This is a genomic window from Bacteroidales bacterium, from assembly GCA_035342335.1.
GTDB lineage: Bacteria > Bacteroidota > Bacteroidia > Bacteroidales > JAGONC01 > JAGONC01.
Genome location: DAOQWY010000005.1, coordinates 77982 through 92763, shown reverse-complemented (window position 1 = coordinate 92763; position 14782 = coordinate 77982). Strand labels below are relative to the sequence as shown.

The window sequence follows — 14782 nt, the reverse complement described above, 5'->3', positions numbered from 1 at the left end:
TCAGGTGATAAGGGTTTTACATTGCCAATGATCGTTTTAACTGTTTCGTGAATCCAATTCCAAAGTTGATTTTCAGGAAATTTAACGCATCGTACCAACCCGGATTCCATTCAGCTGTATAATGAACTTTTTCCATGGAATACTCAATGGATGCATTAAATTGCAGTTTATCAGTGAGCGCAATTCTCAGTCCCAGTCCGGGTGAAAAGTATATTCCACCCCGATCAAGGGTGGGTCCTCCCTTATAGGTCAGACCTTCCCCCGATAGCAGAACAGTATACCCAATATCAATTTTAAAAAAAGGAGCTGTTTTCCTGGCAGAGAAATGGGACCGGATATCAATAAAAACAGGAAGCATGGAAATATTTTGCAATTCCGTGGAAATGTCATAATTATTGTACGAAATTCCTGCACCTAAGCCAAATCCCTTCGAAACACTGTATCCCAGAATGGTTGTAAAGGAATTAAAGGTTCCTGCTTTGGGATATGGATCCAGATCCCCCAGCGTGAAAAAGGCAAGATGCGTGTTCCAATAGAGACATTCTTTCAAATCACTTAAAATTAGCTTACCGGCAGCCCTGTTGGCTACTGTGTACCAGTCCTGGGCATTGGATCTGACCACCAGAGAATCGGGGCTAAGGATCATTTCTACGACATTTCTCTTATTAACGGTAAATTGTTGTGTGTTGGAACCGACTGACCAATCAAAACGGGCGTGATAATTCCCTGGAGCAGCATTGACCAGAAATATCGTGTCATTAGCCTTTAAATCAGTTAAGTAGGAAAAATTTAAATAGAACTTACCATCCATGGAAGGATATAAGACGATAATACCCTTTGTTCGATCGAACCGGAGGGTGGGATCGGGCTGCGTAATGACCTGTGCGGAACCGTAATTCATACATGACATGATTATCAGCACAGGAATAACCAGAAGAAATCTGTGAGGGCATTTCATTGAGAAGGGAACTTTTCAGTGGATTTTGCCTGTTTATGAAATTTCCCTCCTAAATTACAAATTAGAAATCCGGAAATCAAGTATTTCCGGATTTATTTTTACACAACATATCGATGACCATCGTATCATTGTCCGGATAATTTACATCATACCCATAATCCTGTCGCATCTGACTATCCGACCATAGGTGGTTGATTTCCGATTCATAGTTGAAATAGAGGTTAATCTCCCTGCTTTCGCTTTTATTGTTGATGATCCGTGCGATCCCCTCATCATCGGGATGGCTGAATTTATCACACTTCTTGTTGCGGTAGGAAGTCTGTTGCGGGGTGAGCTCATAGATGGCGTATATGATCAGTCTGGATTTCCAGAGCTTATCGTTGTACATCCGTCCATATTCCTGCCGTCTAACCTATTTCATGAACACATCCGACACCTCTCTCCTCTCTCCTCTCTCCTCTCTCCTCTCTCCTATCCGCAAATATTCCCCCTCCCTTCGTCAGCCACGATATCCCAAAGGCAACCAGCGCCACCGTCTCGGCCCAGAACACAAAACTGGTCTTCGGGTAATCCTCCTGAAAAATGCTGAAATAGATCATGATGGCCAACAAACTGACGATCATCACTATACCGCATGCGATATGGATCCTGTTTCGCTTCAATTTCCGCCGTGTCGGATCAGCTTCTTTCTGCGTAAACAAAAAGAGCGAAAAGCAGGCCAGTGCAAGAAAGAAGACGATTGCGGCAATGAAGTGAATTTTACCGGTCCAGGAGAGATGTCCAACCTTGGATGTTGGGAACCAGGCAATGCAGAAGGCACAGAAACCTGCAATGTTCCCCAGCCAGTCGTCCCAGCGGTTGTACCCGTGGTAAAAGAACAGGAACAGGCCGATGGCGCACAGTGCCCCGACAAAGACGTCCCGCATGCCCGTGAAGTAATACATGCTGATCGTATAGAGCGTGAGGTCTCCCCTGAAGATAAGCCGCACGCCCAGCATCAGAACAAAGGGGAGCAATATGGCGACCCATCCCACCGCTTTTCTCAGGGCCAGGTAGGAATGGATCTGGCCGACGGGATCCTTCTTTTGTTTCATCTTGACGTCATTTTATCAAAAAATAAAAATAGGAAATTTTTTGTACCTTTCCCTCTTTAAAAAATCAAAATCCATCGGGCCATGTACAGAAGACCATTTTTAACCTGCATTGCCCTGCTGTTGGCACTGCTCCTTGGCAGCAATACGGGTTCCTCACAGTCCCTGACCGGCAAATGGTGGGGATTGCTGACATTACCTCAAATTGAATTGCGGATCGTCATTCAGATCGATACCGATTCAACGGGCTATCAAGCCCAGTTGTTCAGCCCCGACTAGGGGCCGTGGGCGATCCCCCTGACTTCCTTTCATTTCGATTTTCCGGATCTGAAATTCACGCAAGTCAATCTCGATCTGTCCTATGAAGGATGGGTGGATGCCCGCTACACAAAGATCACCGGTACCTTCAATCAGTTTGAAAATACGGTCAGGTTGATCTTCGCGCGTGATTCGATCCCTCCTTCGGAATGCAGCACGGCGTCCATTCAATCCAAATACACCAAAAAAGAGGTTTACATCACGATGCGCGACGGTGTCAGGCTCTTCACCTCGTATTATGTCCCAAAGGACACCACGAAAACCTACCCCATCCTCTTCATACGCACCCCTTATAACAGCGAGCCGGCCGGGCCTGACCAGTTCAATTACATCATATCACTGTATTGCCGTTTTATCAAAGAGAATTATATAATGGTTTTCCAGGATGTCCGTGGCCGGTTCATGAGCGAAGGGATCTTTGCAGACATCCGACCTTTCCTTCCAGATAAAAGATCGGATCAGGATATTGACGAAGCCAGCGATACCTGGGATGCGGTGGACTGGCTGGTGAACCATGTGCCTTTCAACAATGGAAATGTGGGTGTATCAGGCATTTCCTATCCTGGTTTCTATGCCACTATGGCCATACTGAGCGCTCATCCGGCCATTAAGGCAGTGTCCCCGCAGGCACCCGTAACAAATTGGTTCCTTGGCGATGACTTTCATCACAACGGAGCCATGTTCCTGCTCGATTGCTTTACCTTCTTTCAATTTTTCGGAAAACAGAAGAAGGAGCCCTCGCGCGAAGAAAGCTCTCCGTTCACCTGGCCGGCGCAGGATAACTACCAGTTCCTGCTTGAACAGGGAAGCCTGAGTTCGATAAAGAAGAGATTTTTTGGCGATTCGGCGAAATTCTGGAACGACACCTTCGCCCATCCCAACTACGACGACTTCTGGAAATCACGGGATCCGAGGCAATACCTCAGGAACGTGAAACCTGCCGTCATGACGGTAGGTGGCTGGTTCGACGCCGAAGATCTGTACGGCACCCTTCATATCTACAGCGCCATTGAAAAGCAAAATCCTCCAGATCATCCCAATTTCCTGGTGATGGGTCCCTGGGCGCACGCCCAGTGGGGATTGAGTTCCTCCGGAGAGAACTTGGGAAATATTTATTTCGGTCAGGATGTGATCAAGCCCTTCCATGAACTGGAAATGAAATTCTTCGACCACTATTTGCTCGGAAAAGGCAGCGGCGATTTTGATGAGGCAAGGATCTTCATCAACGGCGGGAACCGGTGGAAAAGCTTCGGCAAATGGCCACCAGCAGATGTGGCTGAAAAATTCCTTTACCTGCAGCCTGACGGAAAACTGGCATTTGAGCCACCGAAAGCAGCCGTGGGTTATGATGAATACATGACCGATCCCAACCGGCCCGTTCCCTATGCTGAAAAGGTGCATCAAAACCGCACCTTCGAATATATGAACGATGATCAGCGCTTTGCATCCAAGCGGCCGGATGTGATGGTCTACAGGACCGACACGCTGACGGAGGATATAAGGGGCACCGCATCATGATCCAGGTTCAGCATTCGTGGTTTCCGCTGGTAGACCGCAATCCGCAGAAGTTCACCGATATCTATACCTGCAGCGAGGACGATTTCCAAAAAGCCATCCAGCGGCTGTATCGTGATAAGGAACACGCATCCGGGGTAAAAGTGAATATACTTATAGAGTGATAAAGCAATCATCCTGGTTCACTTTGATCGCTAAAAGTTTTTCTAAATTTACCTCATGAACTTTAAAATCCTTTACACATGAAGCAATCCTGGATCATCATTATTTTATTATCTGTAACACTATCATTTTCAGGCACCATTGCACTGGCTGCCCCATGGTGGCCGTCGGTTCCAAGTGACCTTTGTGAATATATGGATCCCTTTGCGGATCTCCCCGCATTGCCGGAAGAAGAAATTCTTTACGGGGATACCAATGGCGATGGGGTTGTCAATGTACTGGATATTATTGCCATTGATTTGGGTATTTGTTGATGGATTTCAAAAATCAACAAGAGGGTTTTCAAGCTTACCCAGATCACTCAAGTTCGGAAGAAACTCTCCCCACCAGCGGATGCAAAGATTGGCATTCAGCAGTATCCCGGCGACAGGGATCCGGTACTTCGCAAATTTTCGTATGAGCTCGATTGATAGTACAACCAGAAATTTACGAACCGGGAACAGAGAAATTTGTCATTCGGTTTAGAACCTATAGGGGAAGTTATGATTTACGAACAAAGAATGTTGAGTTTTGATCTTTGAATTCATTTCAGAATTCAAAGATCTTTGTTCCTTGTTCGTAAATCATAGGTCTCTCACGCAACGAAAATGCATCTGAATGTATCTTTATCGAAAGATGAACGATCATTTCATCATCGATTATACTGTCCGGTCCAGCTATTCCAATTTCAGGACCATCAAATTTTTCGTGGAGGAATGTGTTCCGGAGAATCACTCCCTTTACAGCAACTACCTCCAGCCGGAAATCGAATATCTTGAAAAAAATCACTCCCGTACCCAGGTCTTCTGCGGACATTTTTTCGACATTCCATTCTTATGTCAGGAAAATAAAGAAAAAGGAAAGGAATACCTTCGTCATCTCATCCTGGCCGACGAAGGAAACGGGGAATCGAAAAACCTGGTCGATGAGCTCATTTCACGATATAAGGCTGAAAAGCAGGAACAAATCAACCGGATCACCCTTGTGGAGGATCCGTTTGTCGTACCTTCCTCCACCGACCTGGGCTACAGCGATGAACAGATCAGCCAGAAAGGGGCCATCCTGCTCAACCTCAGCCAGAAACTTTTTCCGGTACCTGATTTCTGTGTTTTTACAGCCAATACTTTCTTTTCAACTTCACATCAGAAAGAAACCAGCCTTCGCCATGCCATTGAAAACCTTGAGAAGATGACAGGGCTGAAATTCGGGGATGCGACCAATCCGCTGGTGTTCGCCATGCGATCAGCAACCTCGTTCTACATCCCGGGATTTTTGCCCACCTACCTCAACGCCGGCATCAATGAAACGGTTTATCAAGCCCTGAAAATGAAATACGGAGCCGTTGTGGCAGGCAAGATCTACCTGAACAACCTGCAAAGCATCCATAAAATCCTGTTCCCAAACCATTCCCGGGGTGATTTATGCAAACCTGTCGGACCGGATTGTACGCTGAAAGAGATTGAAAACGGCATCGACCTGCTGGTTGAAGAAGTCGGAAAAGTAAATGCAGCCATTCTTTCCGATCCATTTTCCCAGGTACTTTTTTTTGTTGAAAGCATGCACGAATTTTTTAGGTGCAATCAGGACCTGGCTTATACTTTTAAAAGGGGGAATATCTCCTACCCTTCCATCATCCTCCAAAAAATGGTATGGACCGTCCGAAACGACAGTTCATACCCGGGTGTTCTCTACAGCCGCCATTCCCGCACAGGGATCGGTATACAGATTGAGAGTGCAGTGAACATCTTTGGTGATGACATCATGACCGGGAGCATGGAACGAACCGACACGGAATTTTTTGAAAGGGAGGAAATAATGAACACCTTTCCGGCGGTCTATCATTTCGTCCCCAGCCTGTCGAAGCTGGAAACCCTGTTTGAATCCCCTGTGACCATCGAATTTGCAGCCGAATTCAGGAAAAACGCCTACCTGTTTGCCGTGCTGCAGTTGAACACCTCTGAACTCACGGGGCGGAGCACACTGCTTTCGGCAATCGATATGTTCAAAAAACGTATGATTTCTGCAGAAAGGGTGATCCAGCTAATCCAGCCGTACCACCTGCGGCAGATCTTTTCGGAGCGCATTGACGATAAATCCTTTCAGGAGCTGGCTTATTTTTGTAAAGGCATTTCGGTCCTACCGCGTTCAGCGGTCACTGCCCGGATATTCTTTTCAACGGCCATGGCGCTGGAAGCCAAAAAAAATGGCGAAAAAGTATGCCTGTGCAAAGAAACATTTGTTCCGGCCGATACGATCATCCTGTGCGAGCTGGATGCCATCATCAGCCTGACCCCGGCTGCCGTTCATGTGGTCACATCCTGTCTCGGATACGGCATTCCGGCTTTTCTCAACCTGTATAAATACCAGGTAAAACTGCTGGACCAGGCGCTGGAAAATTCGGACGGTGTTGTGCTCAGGGAAGGTGATTGGATCACCATGTCCAGTAAAAAAAGAATGATCCTGACCGGAAAGGCAAACTTTGAACCTGCACGCTTTCAGAAATACCTGGAGGGTGAAATCCTCGACATGCAGCTCAAGGAAGAACGAGTATTCATCAACATGAAGGCCGCCTATGATGAATACCAGGACATCATCAGAAATCTGGATTATTACCATGTAAATACATTGAATGATCTGATCAGGGTCATCCGAAACGATCTTCAGACAAAGCCGGATAAAGCCAAAAAACTGGTGAACAGCTGGCTGCATTCCAACCTGACTCCCTACATCGAACAGATTCTGAAAAGCGAAATGGGAACGCACCGGGACCAGCAAATGATCTATGATTTGTTTACGTTGGACGACAAAATCATTTTCTTCAAAAAAGCCATTGCATTATGCAATCAGCGCCATATCAGAGGATTCGATGCCGGTTCGTTTATGCTGGGCCGTTTTATCTGTTTGATCCATCCGGTAGCTTTCTGGGAGAGGATGAATGCCGGCGAGATAGCCTTTCTGCTGAATGAGTACATCCTTTTTGAAAAATACATTCAGGTGCTGAACGACCTGGGTGAAAGGCACATCAACCGCGTGAGGCGAAAGATTCTGGATGACGGGATCAGCAGCGTCAACCTTTCCCACATTGACCCAACGGTCTTCATTACCCTGAAATTGATCTTCAAAGAGTGGGACCTGCTGAAAAAGGACCATTCCGAAGAACTTGATCCTGAAACGTTGTATCTGATCGATCTGTTGAAGCGCCCGTTCGGGTATTTTTTCGATTACAAGGCTCCCTGGTCACTCCACAGACTGACAAAGATCTGCGAACAGGAAAAAATGGCAGTGCCCGACGAAGCAGCCAGTTGACCGAAGGGGATCACAGCCGGCAGCCGCAACCGATCAGAGTACTAATCATCACCATCAGAACCCCGAATGCCACAGGAGGATGATTGCCTGTGTGAAGAATTCAGTCTTTCCTGCTCAGTGAATCGGATCATCAGAAATGAAAGATGACGGTTTGTTTAAGGTCAGGATGCAGGCTCAGGGAAACCGGACAGGTTCTGGAAGCATTCTGTAGGATGGTTTTGATCTTTTCCGAATATTTGTTAGGCGGAAAAGTCAGCTCCACCACTATTTCGCCCACCCTTCGGGGATTACCAGCCATGATCTTGGTGATCCCGGCGGTTGTGCCATCAATATTGAAATGGTGCGTTTGTGCTGCAATTCCCATGATGGTTAGCATGCAGGTGCCCAGAGAAGTTGCCAGAAGGTCAGTGGGGGAAAACGCTTCTCCTTTTCCCATGTTATCTACGGGTGCGTCGGTAAGGATCTGTTGCTGTGAGCGAACATGGATAGCACTGATCCTGAGGTTTCCTTCGTATACGATTGTAGAAGTGAGCATTGGTGTCTTGACTTTAGAAATAAGCACACAAAAATAACAAAAAGGATTTCCTTCCTATCTTTTTCCTGCCAGGAACGATTGATTTACGAACAGAGCTCCATTTTAATTGCCTGAATTACAGATGGAACTTCTTAACCAGCTCTTTCAATTCGGCCAACTGCTTCCCGGACAATCCTTCGGGATCAAATCCGGCAGATTTACATAAGAACCATATCCTGGCTGATTTACAGGCAATATCAATGATGTCAAAAGCATCGGACAGGGTCCTTCCTACGGCAAAGGCACCGTGTTTTTCCCAGAGAACAATATCGTGATGCTCCAATTCGGAAATGGTAGGGGTGGCAATGTCAGTTGTACCTGGCAACACATAAGGCACAAAGCCAACTCCTCCCGGAATGAATACCATCGTTTCAGGGTGCATGCCCCAGAGCAGCTTGTTCAGGGCATCCCTGGTCTTGATTGCGGGTGATTGCGAAAGAGCGATCAGCTCCGTGGGATGGGTATGGATCACGGCTCGTTCACCGGACTGCCGCCGTGCAATCATCTGATGGATGCCAAGGTGCGTCGTAAGCTCTGATGTCGGTTGCACATCTTTTTTCACGTGTTTGCTCATGGGGATCAGGCAAAGTGTGTTCCCCTCCTGATTGATCTGTGTCAGAACCGCATTTCGGAAGGGTTTGTCAGCCATATCACGCATGCGTTTGCCGGTACCCGTCATGAAAAAACACATGCCTGCCAGTTCGGGTAGAGTCCTGGGCAAAGGTAAGGCCTGATATGGACCGTGATCTACGGATTTACGGTCGATGATTCCCGTCACATTGACCGATATGTTGCCGGCATTGCGCTCAGCCCAGCCATTGATCCACAGGTATTCAGCCACTTTGGCAACCTCCTTCGCCACTTTTTTCAGTTTTCTGTCTTTCACAGTTGTCTTTTTCATCGTGATCAGTTAAAATGTCTTTCTGACGATTATCAGTCAGGGAAAAGCAAATATATTCCAAAAAGCAGAATGGCATCCAACATACGGCTTTAAAGAAAAGTTTATTTTTCGGATGACGCAGGTAAAATGTCCGCAGTAAATTAAATCAAAAATTTTCTTGCAATCCCCTGAACGATTCTGTATATTTACAGCATCAATCCTGTCCTTAATTATTTTGATTTCAATTCAATGAAAACTCCATTTTTTCTTTGTATGGTGATAGCAGCATGCTATTTCCAGGGGATCAATTCTACCTATGCCGCTGATCCGGGGTTGGCATATCCTTCGAACCTGACTGAATGTGTTGTCCCATCCATGCCCGCCCTGCCCGAAGATGATGATTTCCTCTGCGGGGACGTAAACCTTGACGGTTTTGTCAATGTGCTGGACATCATCACCATGGTCAATCATATCATGGGAGGCAATCCCAGTCCTTTCAGCAATGAGGCTGCTGACATCAATGCCGACGGGGGCGTTAACGTGCTGGACATCATCGCCCTTGTCAACATCATCATGCAGGTGCCAGGATTGCCTTGCGGATGCGTCGCTCCAGTGACCTTCGAGGGGCAAACCTACCCCACCGTTCAAATCGGGGAACAGTGCTGGCTCAGGAAAAACATGAACGCTGGTATCATGATCACCGTCAATACCGGGGGACACCTGCAGACAGACAACGACATCATCGAAAAATACTGCTATGACAACGACCCGGCCAATTGCGAAACATACGGGGGACTGTATGAATGGCCTGAAGCCATGCAGTACGCCACTGACGACGGAGCCCAGGGGGTCTGCCCTCCGGGCTGGCATATCCCGGGTGACGCAGAATGGAAGGTTATGGAAGGCACCGTCGACAGCCAGTTCCCTGCCGGGGATCCGGAATGGGATCGAACCGGCGTAAGGGGATTGGATGCGGGTAAAAACATAAAAACCACCACCGGCTGGCTGGATGCCGGAAACGGAACGAACCTTTCCGGATTCTCCGGAATGCCTGCGGGTCACCGCTACGATGACGGCTTTTACGAGATGGGGTCCTGGGGACAGTTCTGGACATCTACTCCGGTGCAATACTATATGTCATGGCACCGGTACCTGACGTATTACTTCGACGGTGTATACAGAGCCGAGTACGTGGGTGGGGATAACGGCTTCAGTGTCCGCTGCATCAAAGGCTGCTGGCCACAGCCCACCCAGGCCAACGCAGGTCCGGATCAGCTGAATGTTCCGGGAACATCAACGCAGCTAGAAGCCAATACGCCCGCATACGGTTCAGGAGTGTGGTCCATTGTCAGCGGAACCGGTGGGACATTTGTCGATCCCTGGAGCCCGACAGCTGATTTCCAAGGTTTTGCCGGGAATGAATATACTCTGTTATGGACGATCTCCACAGTGTGTGACACCGCATTAGATGAGGTGGTGATCAGCTTTGCCCAAACAGCCTGTGGCGGCATCACCGAAGTGGACTATGAAGGCAAAACATATCCTACAGTGGATATCGGTGGTCAGTGCTGGTTCAGGGAAAACCTGAACGTTGGCACAAAGATCAACAGCTCAACCACGGGGCACCAGCAAACGGATAACGGGATTATGGAGAAATATTGCTACAACAATGATATAACCTTCTGTGACACGTACGGGGGACTGTATGAATGGCCCGAGGCCATGCAGTATGACCTTTCCGAAGGCGCGCGCGGTATCTGCCCCATCGGCTGGCACATTCCCACCGACAACGAATTCAAGGTTTTGGAGGGTACGGTTGACAGCCAGTACCCGGTGGGAGATCCTGAATGGGAACTCATGGGCGACGAATGGCGCGGGTTGGATGCCGGCGCTAAGCTGAGATCGGCCAACGGCTGGTTTCAGGGAGGTAATGGCAATGATCTTTCCGGTTTTTCCGCCCTGCCGGCCGGCTACCGCGCTCACAGCCAGATCTTCCTGAACCTCGGAAAATACGCCTATTTCCATACTTCGACAGACTGGAACACGGGTGAACACGAGGTGGACCGCTATCTGGGCTATCTGGACCCCGGGATTGTCAGGAAAGTACACTTCCGGTGGTTCAGTTTCAGTGTGCGATGTCTTAAGGACTGCGATCCCCTGCCAACCCTGCCCGACGCCGGACCTGATCAGCTGAATGTTCCGGGCAACTCAACGACATTGGCAGGTAACCCATCCACTATCGGTAACGGGCACTGGCTCATCCTGAGCGGAGAGGGCGGATCGATCATGACCCCCTCCAGCCCAACCAGTGTATTCAACGGATTGATCGGACACGAATACCTGCTCTCCTGGAACATTGCAACGTCCTGTACCATGAAGTCAGATACGGTGATGATCCGGTTTTTCACCTGTGGCGACTTGCTGGTGGACAGCCGGGACGGTCAGGGCTATGCAACGGTCACGATCGGTACCCAGTGCTGGATGGCGGCAAACCTGAATGCAGGCGGGATGACTTCCGGTATGTTTGATCAATGGGATGAGGGATCTTTATCGAAGTATTGCTATGGTGACAACGAAGAAAATTGCGATCTTTACGGAGGTCTCTATCAGTGGGGCGAGGCGATGAATTATGCGACCACTGAAGGAGCGCAGGGGATCTGCTTTAACGGATGGCACCTGCCGACCGATGCCGAGTACACAATACTTACAGACTACCTGGGAGGTGAGGCGGTCACTGGCGGCAAATTGAAATCCACAGGCACCATCGAAGAAGGTAATGGATTATGGCACACACCCAATGCAGGCGCCACCAATGAAAGTGGCTTCACCGGCCTGCCGGGGGGATGCCGCGAAATCGAAAGCGGAAGCTTCGAAAACCTGGGTAATTATGGGTCCTTCTGGACTTCATCCCCGTTCGACACCAATAATAACCTGTACAGGTACCTGGACTACGGCTATGCTTGGATGTTACAAGATAACTGCAGTCCCCAGCATGGATTTTCCGTACGCTGCCTGAAAGACTGAGGATTTAGGATTCAGTAGCTATCATTTGGGATTTGGGTATTTATTGGGGGATTTCAGAATTCAGCAATACTTAAAAAAATTCTGACATCCCAATTCATCCATACTGAATCATAAATTAACACACATTCTCTTCATTTTTTTTCTTGTCTTGATCCAATTAATATCTTTGAACCGTCAAACATCATTGACTATTCCATTTATAATACTTATGAGAAAGCTTTTTAATTGTTTTGCAGCGACAGCTGCGTTCCTGCTGGTATCGAGTCCGATGGCAGTAGTCAGTGGTGGTCCGGTTCCGTTGAACTCACCGAAGATCATGATTCCCTCTATGCCAGCACTTCCCCAGGAGGAAAACATCCTCTGTGGGGATGTGAACGAGGATAGCTTTGTCAACGTCCTTGACATCATTTCCATGGTCAATTACATCATGGGTGGAAATCCGTCCCCTTTCAACCAGGATGCAGCCGACATCAATGATGATAACGGGATCAACGTGCTGGACGTCATTGCCATTGTGAACATCATCATGCAGGTGCCGGGCCTGCCGTGCGGATGCGTGGCCCCGGTGAACTACGAAGGACATACCTATGCGACAGTCCAGGTTGGCGGTCAGTGCTGGTTCAGAGAAAATATAATTGCAGGCACAATGATCATGAGTAATGAGGGAGGACAAATGCAGGCGGACAACGGGCTGACTGAGAAATATTGTTATAACAATGATGTAGCCAATTGTGACATATATGGCGGATTGTATGAATGGAATGAAGCAATGCAATATACAACGGCTGAAGGTGCCCAAGGCATCTGTCCATTAGGATGGCACATTCCCAGCGATGAGGAATGGAAAGAATTGGAGGGAACAGTTGATAGCCAGTATTCTGTGGGTGATCCGATTTGGGATGAGGAGGGCTCGAGAGGATTTGATGCAGGGGGTCATCTGAAGGAAGCAGGCACTGTTCATTGGAATGCCCCCAATACAGGTGCAACCAATTCAAGCGGATTCACCACCCTTCCGGGTGGGGAGAGGCGTATCTTCTTCGGGGACTTCGATGATCTGGGTATGTGGTCTTACTTCTGGACTTCTACAGAGTACGATGCAACATATGCATGGCGCCGCCATATGGCCAGTAATGAGCCTTTGACTAGCAGGTACTACTACCATAAGAATCTCGGATTTTCAGTCCGGTGCCTCAAAGGCTGCTGGCCGCAGCCTACACAAGCCAATGCAGGACCGGATCAGCCATATGTTCCCTGCACTTGCACTCTTGCAGGTAATACCCCTGTCTATGGTACCGGTGTATGGCATGTTATCAGTGGCACGGGAGGAATCCTTGCTGATACCCTGAATCCGACAAGCAATTTCGAGGGACTGGCAGGGAATGCATATTCCCTAACCTGGACTATTAGCACAGCCTGTGAGAGTAAAGAGGATACTGTGGTGATAAGCTTTATGGCTGGAGTGGGCCTGCCTTGTCCCGGAATCCCTACTGTAACCTACGAGGGGCAGACCTATAACACCGTTCAAATTTGTGATCAGTGCTGGCTCCGGGAGAACCTGAACGTGGGTACGATGATTATCAGTAATACCGGAGGGCAATTGCAATTAGACAATGAAGTGATTGAGAAATACTGTTACAATAACGATGCAGCTAATTGTGATGTCTATGGAGGCCTCTATGAATGGAATGAAATGATGCAATATGTGACAACAGAAGGAGCGCAGGGTATTTGTCCTGTTGGATGGCATATCCCAACGGACGGTCAATGGAAGATCCTGGAAGGCACAGTAGATAGCCAGTACCCTGTCGGAGATCCTGTGTGGGATGAAATGTACTTCCGTGGCTTTGATGCAGGAGGCAATCTCAAAGAAGCAGGAACAACTCATTGGAACTCGCCGAACACGGGGGCAAGCAATTCCAGTGGTTTCACAGCCCTTCCAGGGGGGAATCGTAAGGGTTACAATGGAGAATTTGTCTCTCTTGGCATGCTCGGCTGGTTTTGGTCGTCATCACACTTAGATCCTTCCAACATCTGGTATCGGCATTTGGGTTACACTAGCGACAAAGTATACCGGTACGCCGAACAAATACATTATGGGCGGGCGGTCCGCTGTCTGAAGGATTGAGGATTCAGTATTCCCCGATCAGGCTTGTCAGTTCATCCAGATCGATCGAATTTGGATGAAATTCGCCGAACCAGCGAATGCAACGATTGGCATTTAATGGAATTCCAACAACCGGGATCCGGTATTTCACACATTTTCGCATACCCCAAACCAGTTCAGGAACACAGGCAATGCCAAGGATCCCGAAACTCTGATTGTCTTTACGCACCGCGATGGCTGTCTTGCTAATGCTGCCACCCATCCAGATATAAGGCTCGATATGATTCTCTCTCAAAATCTGGCTGGCAGCATTCTGAAAACACTTTTTAGAACAAGCGGTGCATTGATAATCATCGCCTTTCTTTTTTGCTTTGCAACTCACCGAATGATCTCTAAGACAATATGGCTGAAGCGATATTTTCTGGTTTGCCTGTAAAAAAAAAATCCTGTTCAAACGGTTGGTCAGTTCAATTTCGAGCATATAAAGATGATATTGCTCTTCAGTAGTGGATAGCCTTCGGTCCCATAATTTCTTCCACGGTGAAAGATGTTTCAGGTGCCCTGCTGCAGCCCTGGTATACTGTTTCAGAGGTTCATGAATAGTATTTAGACAGAAGGAAATCAAGGAATCATGATAGTGACCCGTGACAATTTTTTTCAGGTATTTTTTTCTGGCTGAATATCCGCGAAGTATTTCCAGAACTGTCTCTATGTCATTCCCAATCAGGATCTTACTAGCTAATGACTGCATGGTATGGTAATATTCATGTGTGGATTCGGAATCTCCAAATAACGAATATGTCTTGCCCTC

Annotated in this window: 13 protein-coding genes; 7 read left to right on the top strand and 6 right to left on the bottom strand. The window is 47.9% G+C overall.

What is annotated here, in order from left to right:
• Positions 1-16: 16 nt before the first annotated feature.
• The 3 genes from PKI34_04120 to PKI34_04110 all read right to left on the bottom strand — a co-directional run bounded on the left by PKI34_04120 (position 17) and on the right by PKI34_04110 (position 2052).
• Entirely contained in the window at positions 17-901 is an 885-nt protein-coding gene (locus tag PKI34_04120; GenBank protein HNS16992.1) for a hypothetical protein, read from the bottom strand.
• 133 nt (positions 902-1034) lie between these two features.
• The gene (locus PKI34_04115) at positions 1035-1346 is read right to left on the bottom strand and encodes a hypothetical protein (protein ID HNS16991.1); all 312 of its coding nucleotides are present in this window, start codon (positions 1344-1346) and stop codon (positions 1035-1037) included.
• Positions 1347-1365: 19 nt separating this feature from the next.
• Entirely contained in the window at positions 1366-2052 is a 687-nt protein-coding gene (locus PKI34_04110; protein ID HNS16990.1) for a hypothetical protein, read from the bottom strand.
• Between the two features lie 81 nt (positions 2053-2133).
• Here PKI34_04110 and PKI34_04105 point away from each other — a divergent pair, with 81 nt between their 5' ends.
• The 5 genes from PKI34_04105 to PKI34_04085 all read left to right on the top strand — a co-directional run bounded on the left by PKI34_04105 (position 2134) and on the right by PKI34_04085 (position 7389).
• Positions 2134-2328 (top strand): hypothetical protein, encoded by a 195-nt coding sequence (locus tag PKI34_04105; GenBank protein HNS16989.1) that lies wholly within the window; start codon positions 2134-2136, stop codon positions 2326-2328.
• Between the two features lie 93 nt (positions 2329-2421).
• Entirely contained in the window at positions 2422-3885 is a 1464-nt protein-coding gene (locus PKI34_04100) for a CocE/NonD family hydrolase (protein HNS16988.1), read from the top strand.
• Positions 3882-4046 (top strand): hypothetical protein, encoded by a 165-nt coding sequence (locus tag PKI34_04095; GenBank protein HNS16987.1) that lies wholly within the window; start codon positions 3882-3884, stop codon positions 4044-4046. Before PKI34_04100 ends, PKI34_04095 begins: the two co-directional genes overlap by 4 nt.
• Positions 4047-4124: 78 nt before the next feature.
• On the top strand, positions 4125-4358 hold the full coding sequence (locus PKI34_04090) for a hypothetical protein (GenBank protein ID HNS16986.1): 234 nt from the start codon (positions 4125-4127) through the stop codon (positions 4356-4358).
• 343 nt (positions 4359-4701) lie between these two features.
• On the top strand, positions 4702-7389 hold the full coding sequence (locus PKI34_04085) for a hypothetical protein (GenBank protein HNS16985.1): 2688 nt from the start codon (positions 4702-4704) through the stop codon (positions 7387-7389).
• A 130-nt stretch (positions 7390-7519) separates the two neighbouring features.
• Here PKI34_04085 and PKI34_04080 read toward each other — a convergent pair whose 3' ends face one another.
• Positions 7520-7924 (bottom strand): OsmC family protein, encoded by a 405-nt coding sequence (locus PKI34_04080; protein ID HNS16984.1) that lies wholly within the window; start codon positions 7922-7924, stop codon positions 7520-7522.
• A gap of 115 nt (positions 7925-8039) precedes the next feature.
• Positions 8040-8864 (bottom strand): rhamnulose-1-phosphate aldolase, encoded by an 825-nt coding sequence (gene rhaD, locus PKI34_04075; protein HNS16983.1) that lies wholly within the window; start codon positions 8862-8864, stop codon positions 8040-8042.
• A gap of 228 nt (positions 8865-9092) precedes the next feature.
• Between rhaD and PKI34_04070 the strand changes: the two genes are divergently transcribed.
• Positions 9093-11867, top strand: coding sequence for an FISUMP domain-containing protein (locus PKI34_04070; GenBank protein HNS16982.1), 2775 nt, complete (start codon positions 9093-9095; stop codon positions 11865-11867).
• A gap of 208 nt (positions 11868-12075) precedes the next feature.
• Positions 12076-13992, top strand: coding sequence for an FISUMP domain-containing protein (locus tag PKI34_04065; protein ID HNS16981.1), 1917 nt, complete (start codon positions 12076-12078; stop codon positions 13990-13992).
• Positions 13993-13996: 4 nt separating this feature from the next.
• On the opposite strand, the gene PKI34_04060 is transcribed toward PKI34_04065, so the two are convergent.
• Positions 13997-14722, bottom strand: coding sequence for a DUF116 domain-containing protein (locus PKI34_04060; protein HNS16980.1), 726 nt, complete (start codon positions 14720-14722; stop codon positions 13997-13999).
• Positions 14723-14782: the final 60 nt, after the last annotated feature.

Excerpts from the sequence above, each read along its gene's own strand:
- PKI34_04120 (HNS16992.1), bottom strand. The coding sequence starts at position 901 with ATGAATTACGGTTCCGCACAGGTCATTACGCAGCCCGATCCCACCCTC.
- PKI34_04115 (HNS16991.1), bottom strand. The coding sequence starts at position 1,346 with ATGTACAACGATAAGCTCTGGAAATCCAGACTGATCATATACGCCATC.
- PKI34_04110 (HNS16990.1), bottom strand. The coding sequence starts at position 2,052 with ATGAAACAAAAGAAGGATCCCGTCGGCCAGATCCATTCCTACCTGGCC.
- PKI34_04105 (HNS16989.1), top strand. The coding sequence starts at position 2,134 with ATGTACAGAAGACCATTTTTAACCTGCATTGCCCTGCTGTTGGCACTG.
- PKI34_04095 (HNS16987.1), top strand. The coding sequence starts at position 3,882 with ATGATCCAGGTTCAGCATTCGTGGTTTCCGCTGGTAGACCGCAATCCG.
- PKI34_04090 (HNS16986.1), top strand. The coding sequence starts at position 4,125 with ATGAAGCAATCCTGGATCATCATTATTTTATTATCTGTAACACTATCA.
- PKI34_04085 (HNS16985.1), top strand. The coding sequence starts at position 4,702 with ATGTATCTTTATCGAAAGATGAACGATCATTTCATCATCGATTATACT.
- PKI34_04080 (HNS16984.1), bottom strand. The coding sequence starts at position 7,924 with ATGCTCACTTCTACAATCGTATACGAAGGAAACCTCAGGATCAGTGCT.
- rhaD (HNS16983.1), bottom strand. The coding sequence starts at position 8,864 with ATGAAAAAGACAACTGTGAAAGACAGAAAACTGAAAAAAGTGGCGAAG.
- PKI34_04070 (HNS16982.1), top strand. The coding sequence starts at position 9,093 with ATGAAAACTCCATTTTTTCTTTGTATGGTGATAGCAGCATGCTATTTC.
- PKI34_04065 (HNS16981.1), top strand. The coding sequence starts at position 12,076 with ATGAGAAAGCTTTTTAATTGTTTTGCAGCGACAGCTGCGTTCCTGCTG.
- PKI34_04060 (HNS16980.1), bottom strand. The coding sequence starts at position 14,722 with ATGCAGTCATTAGCTAGTAAGATCCTGATTGGGAATGACATAGAGACA.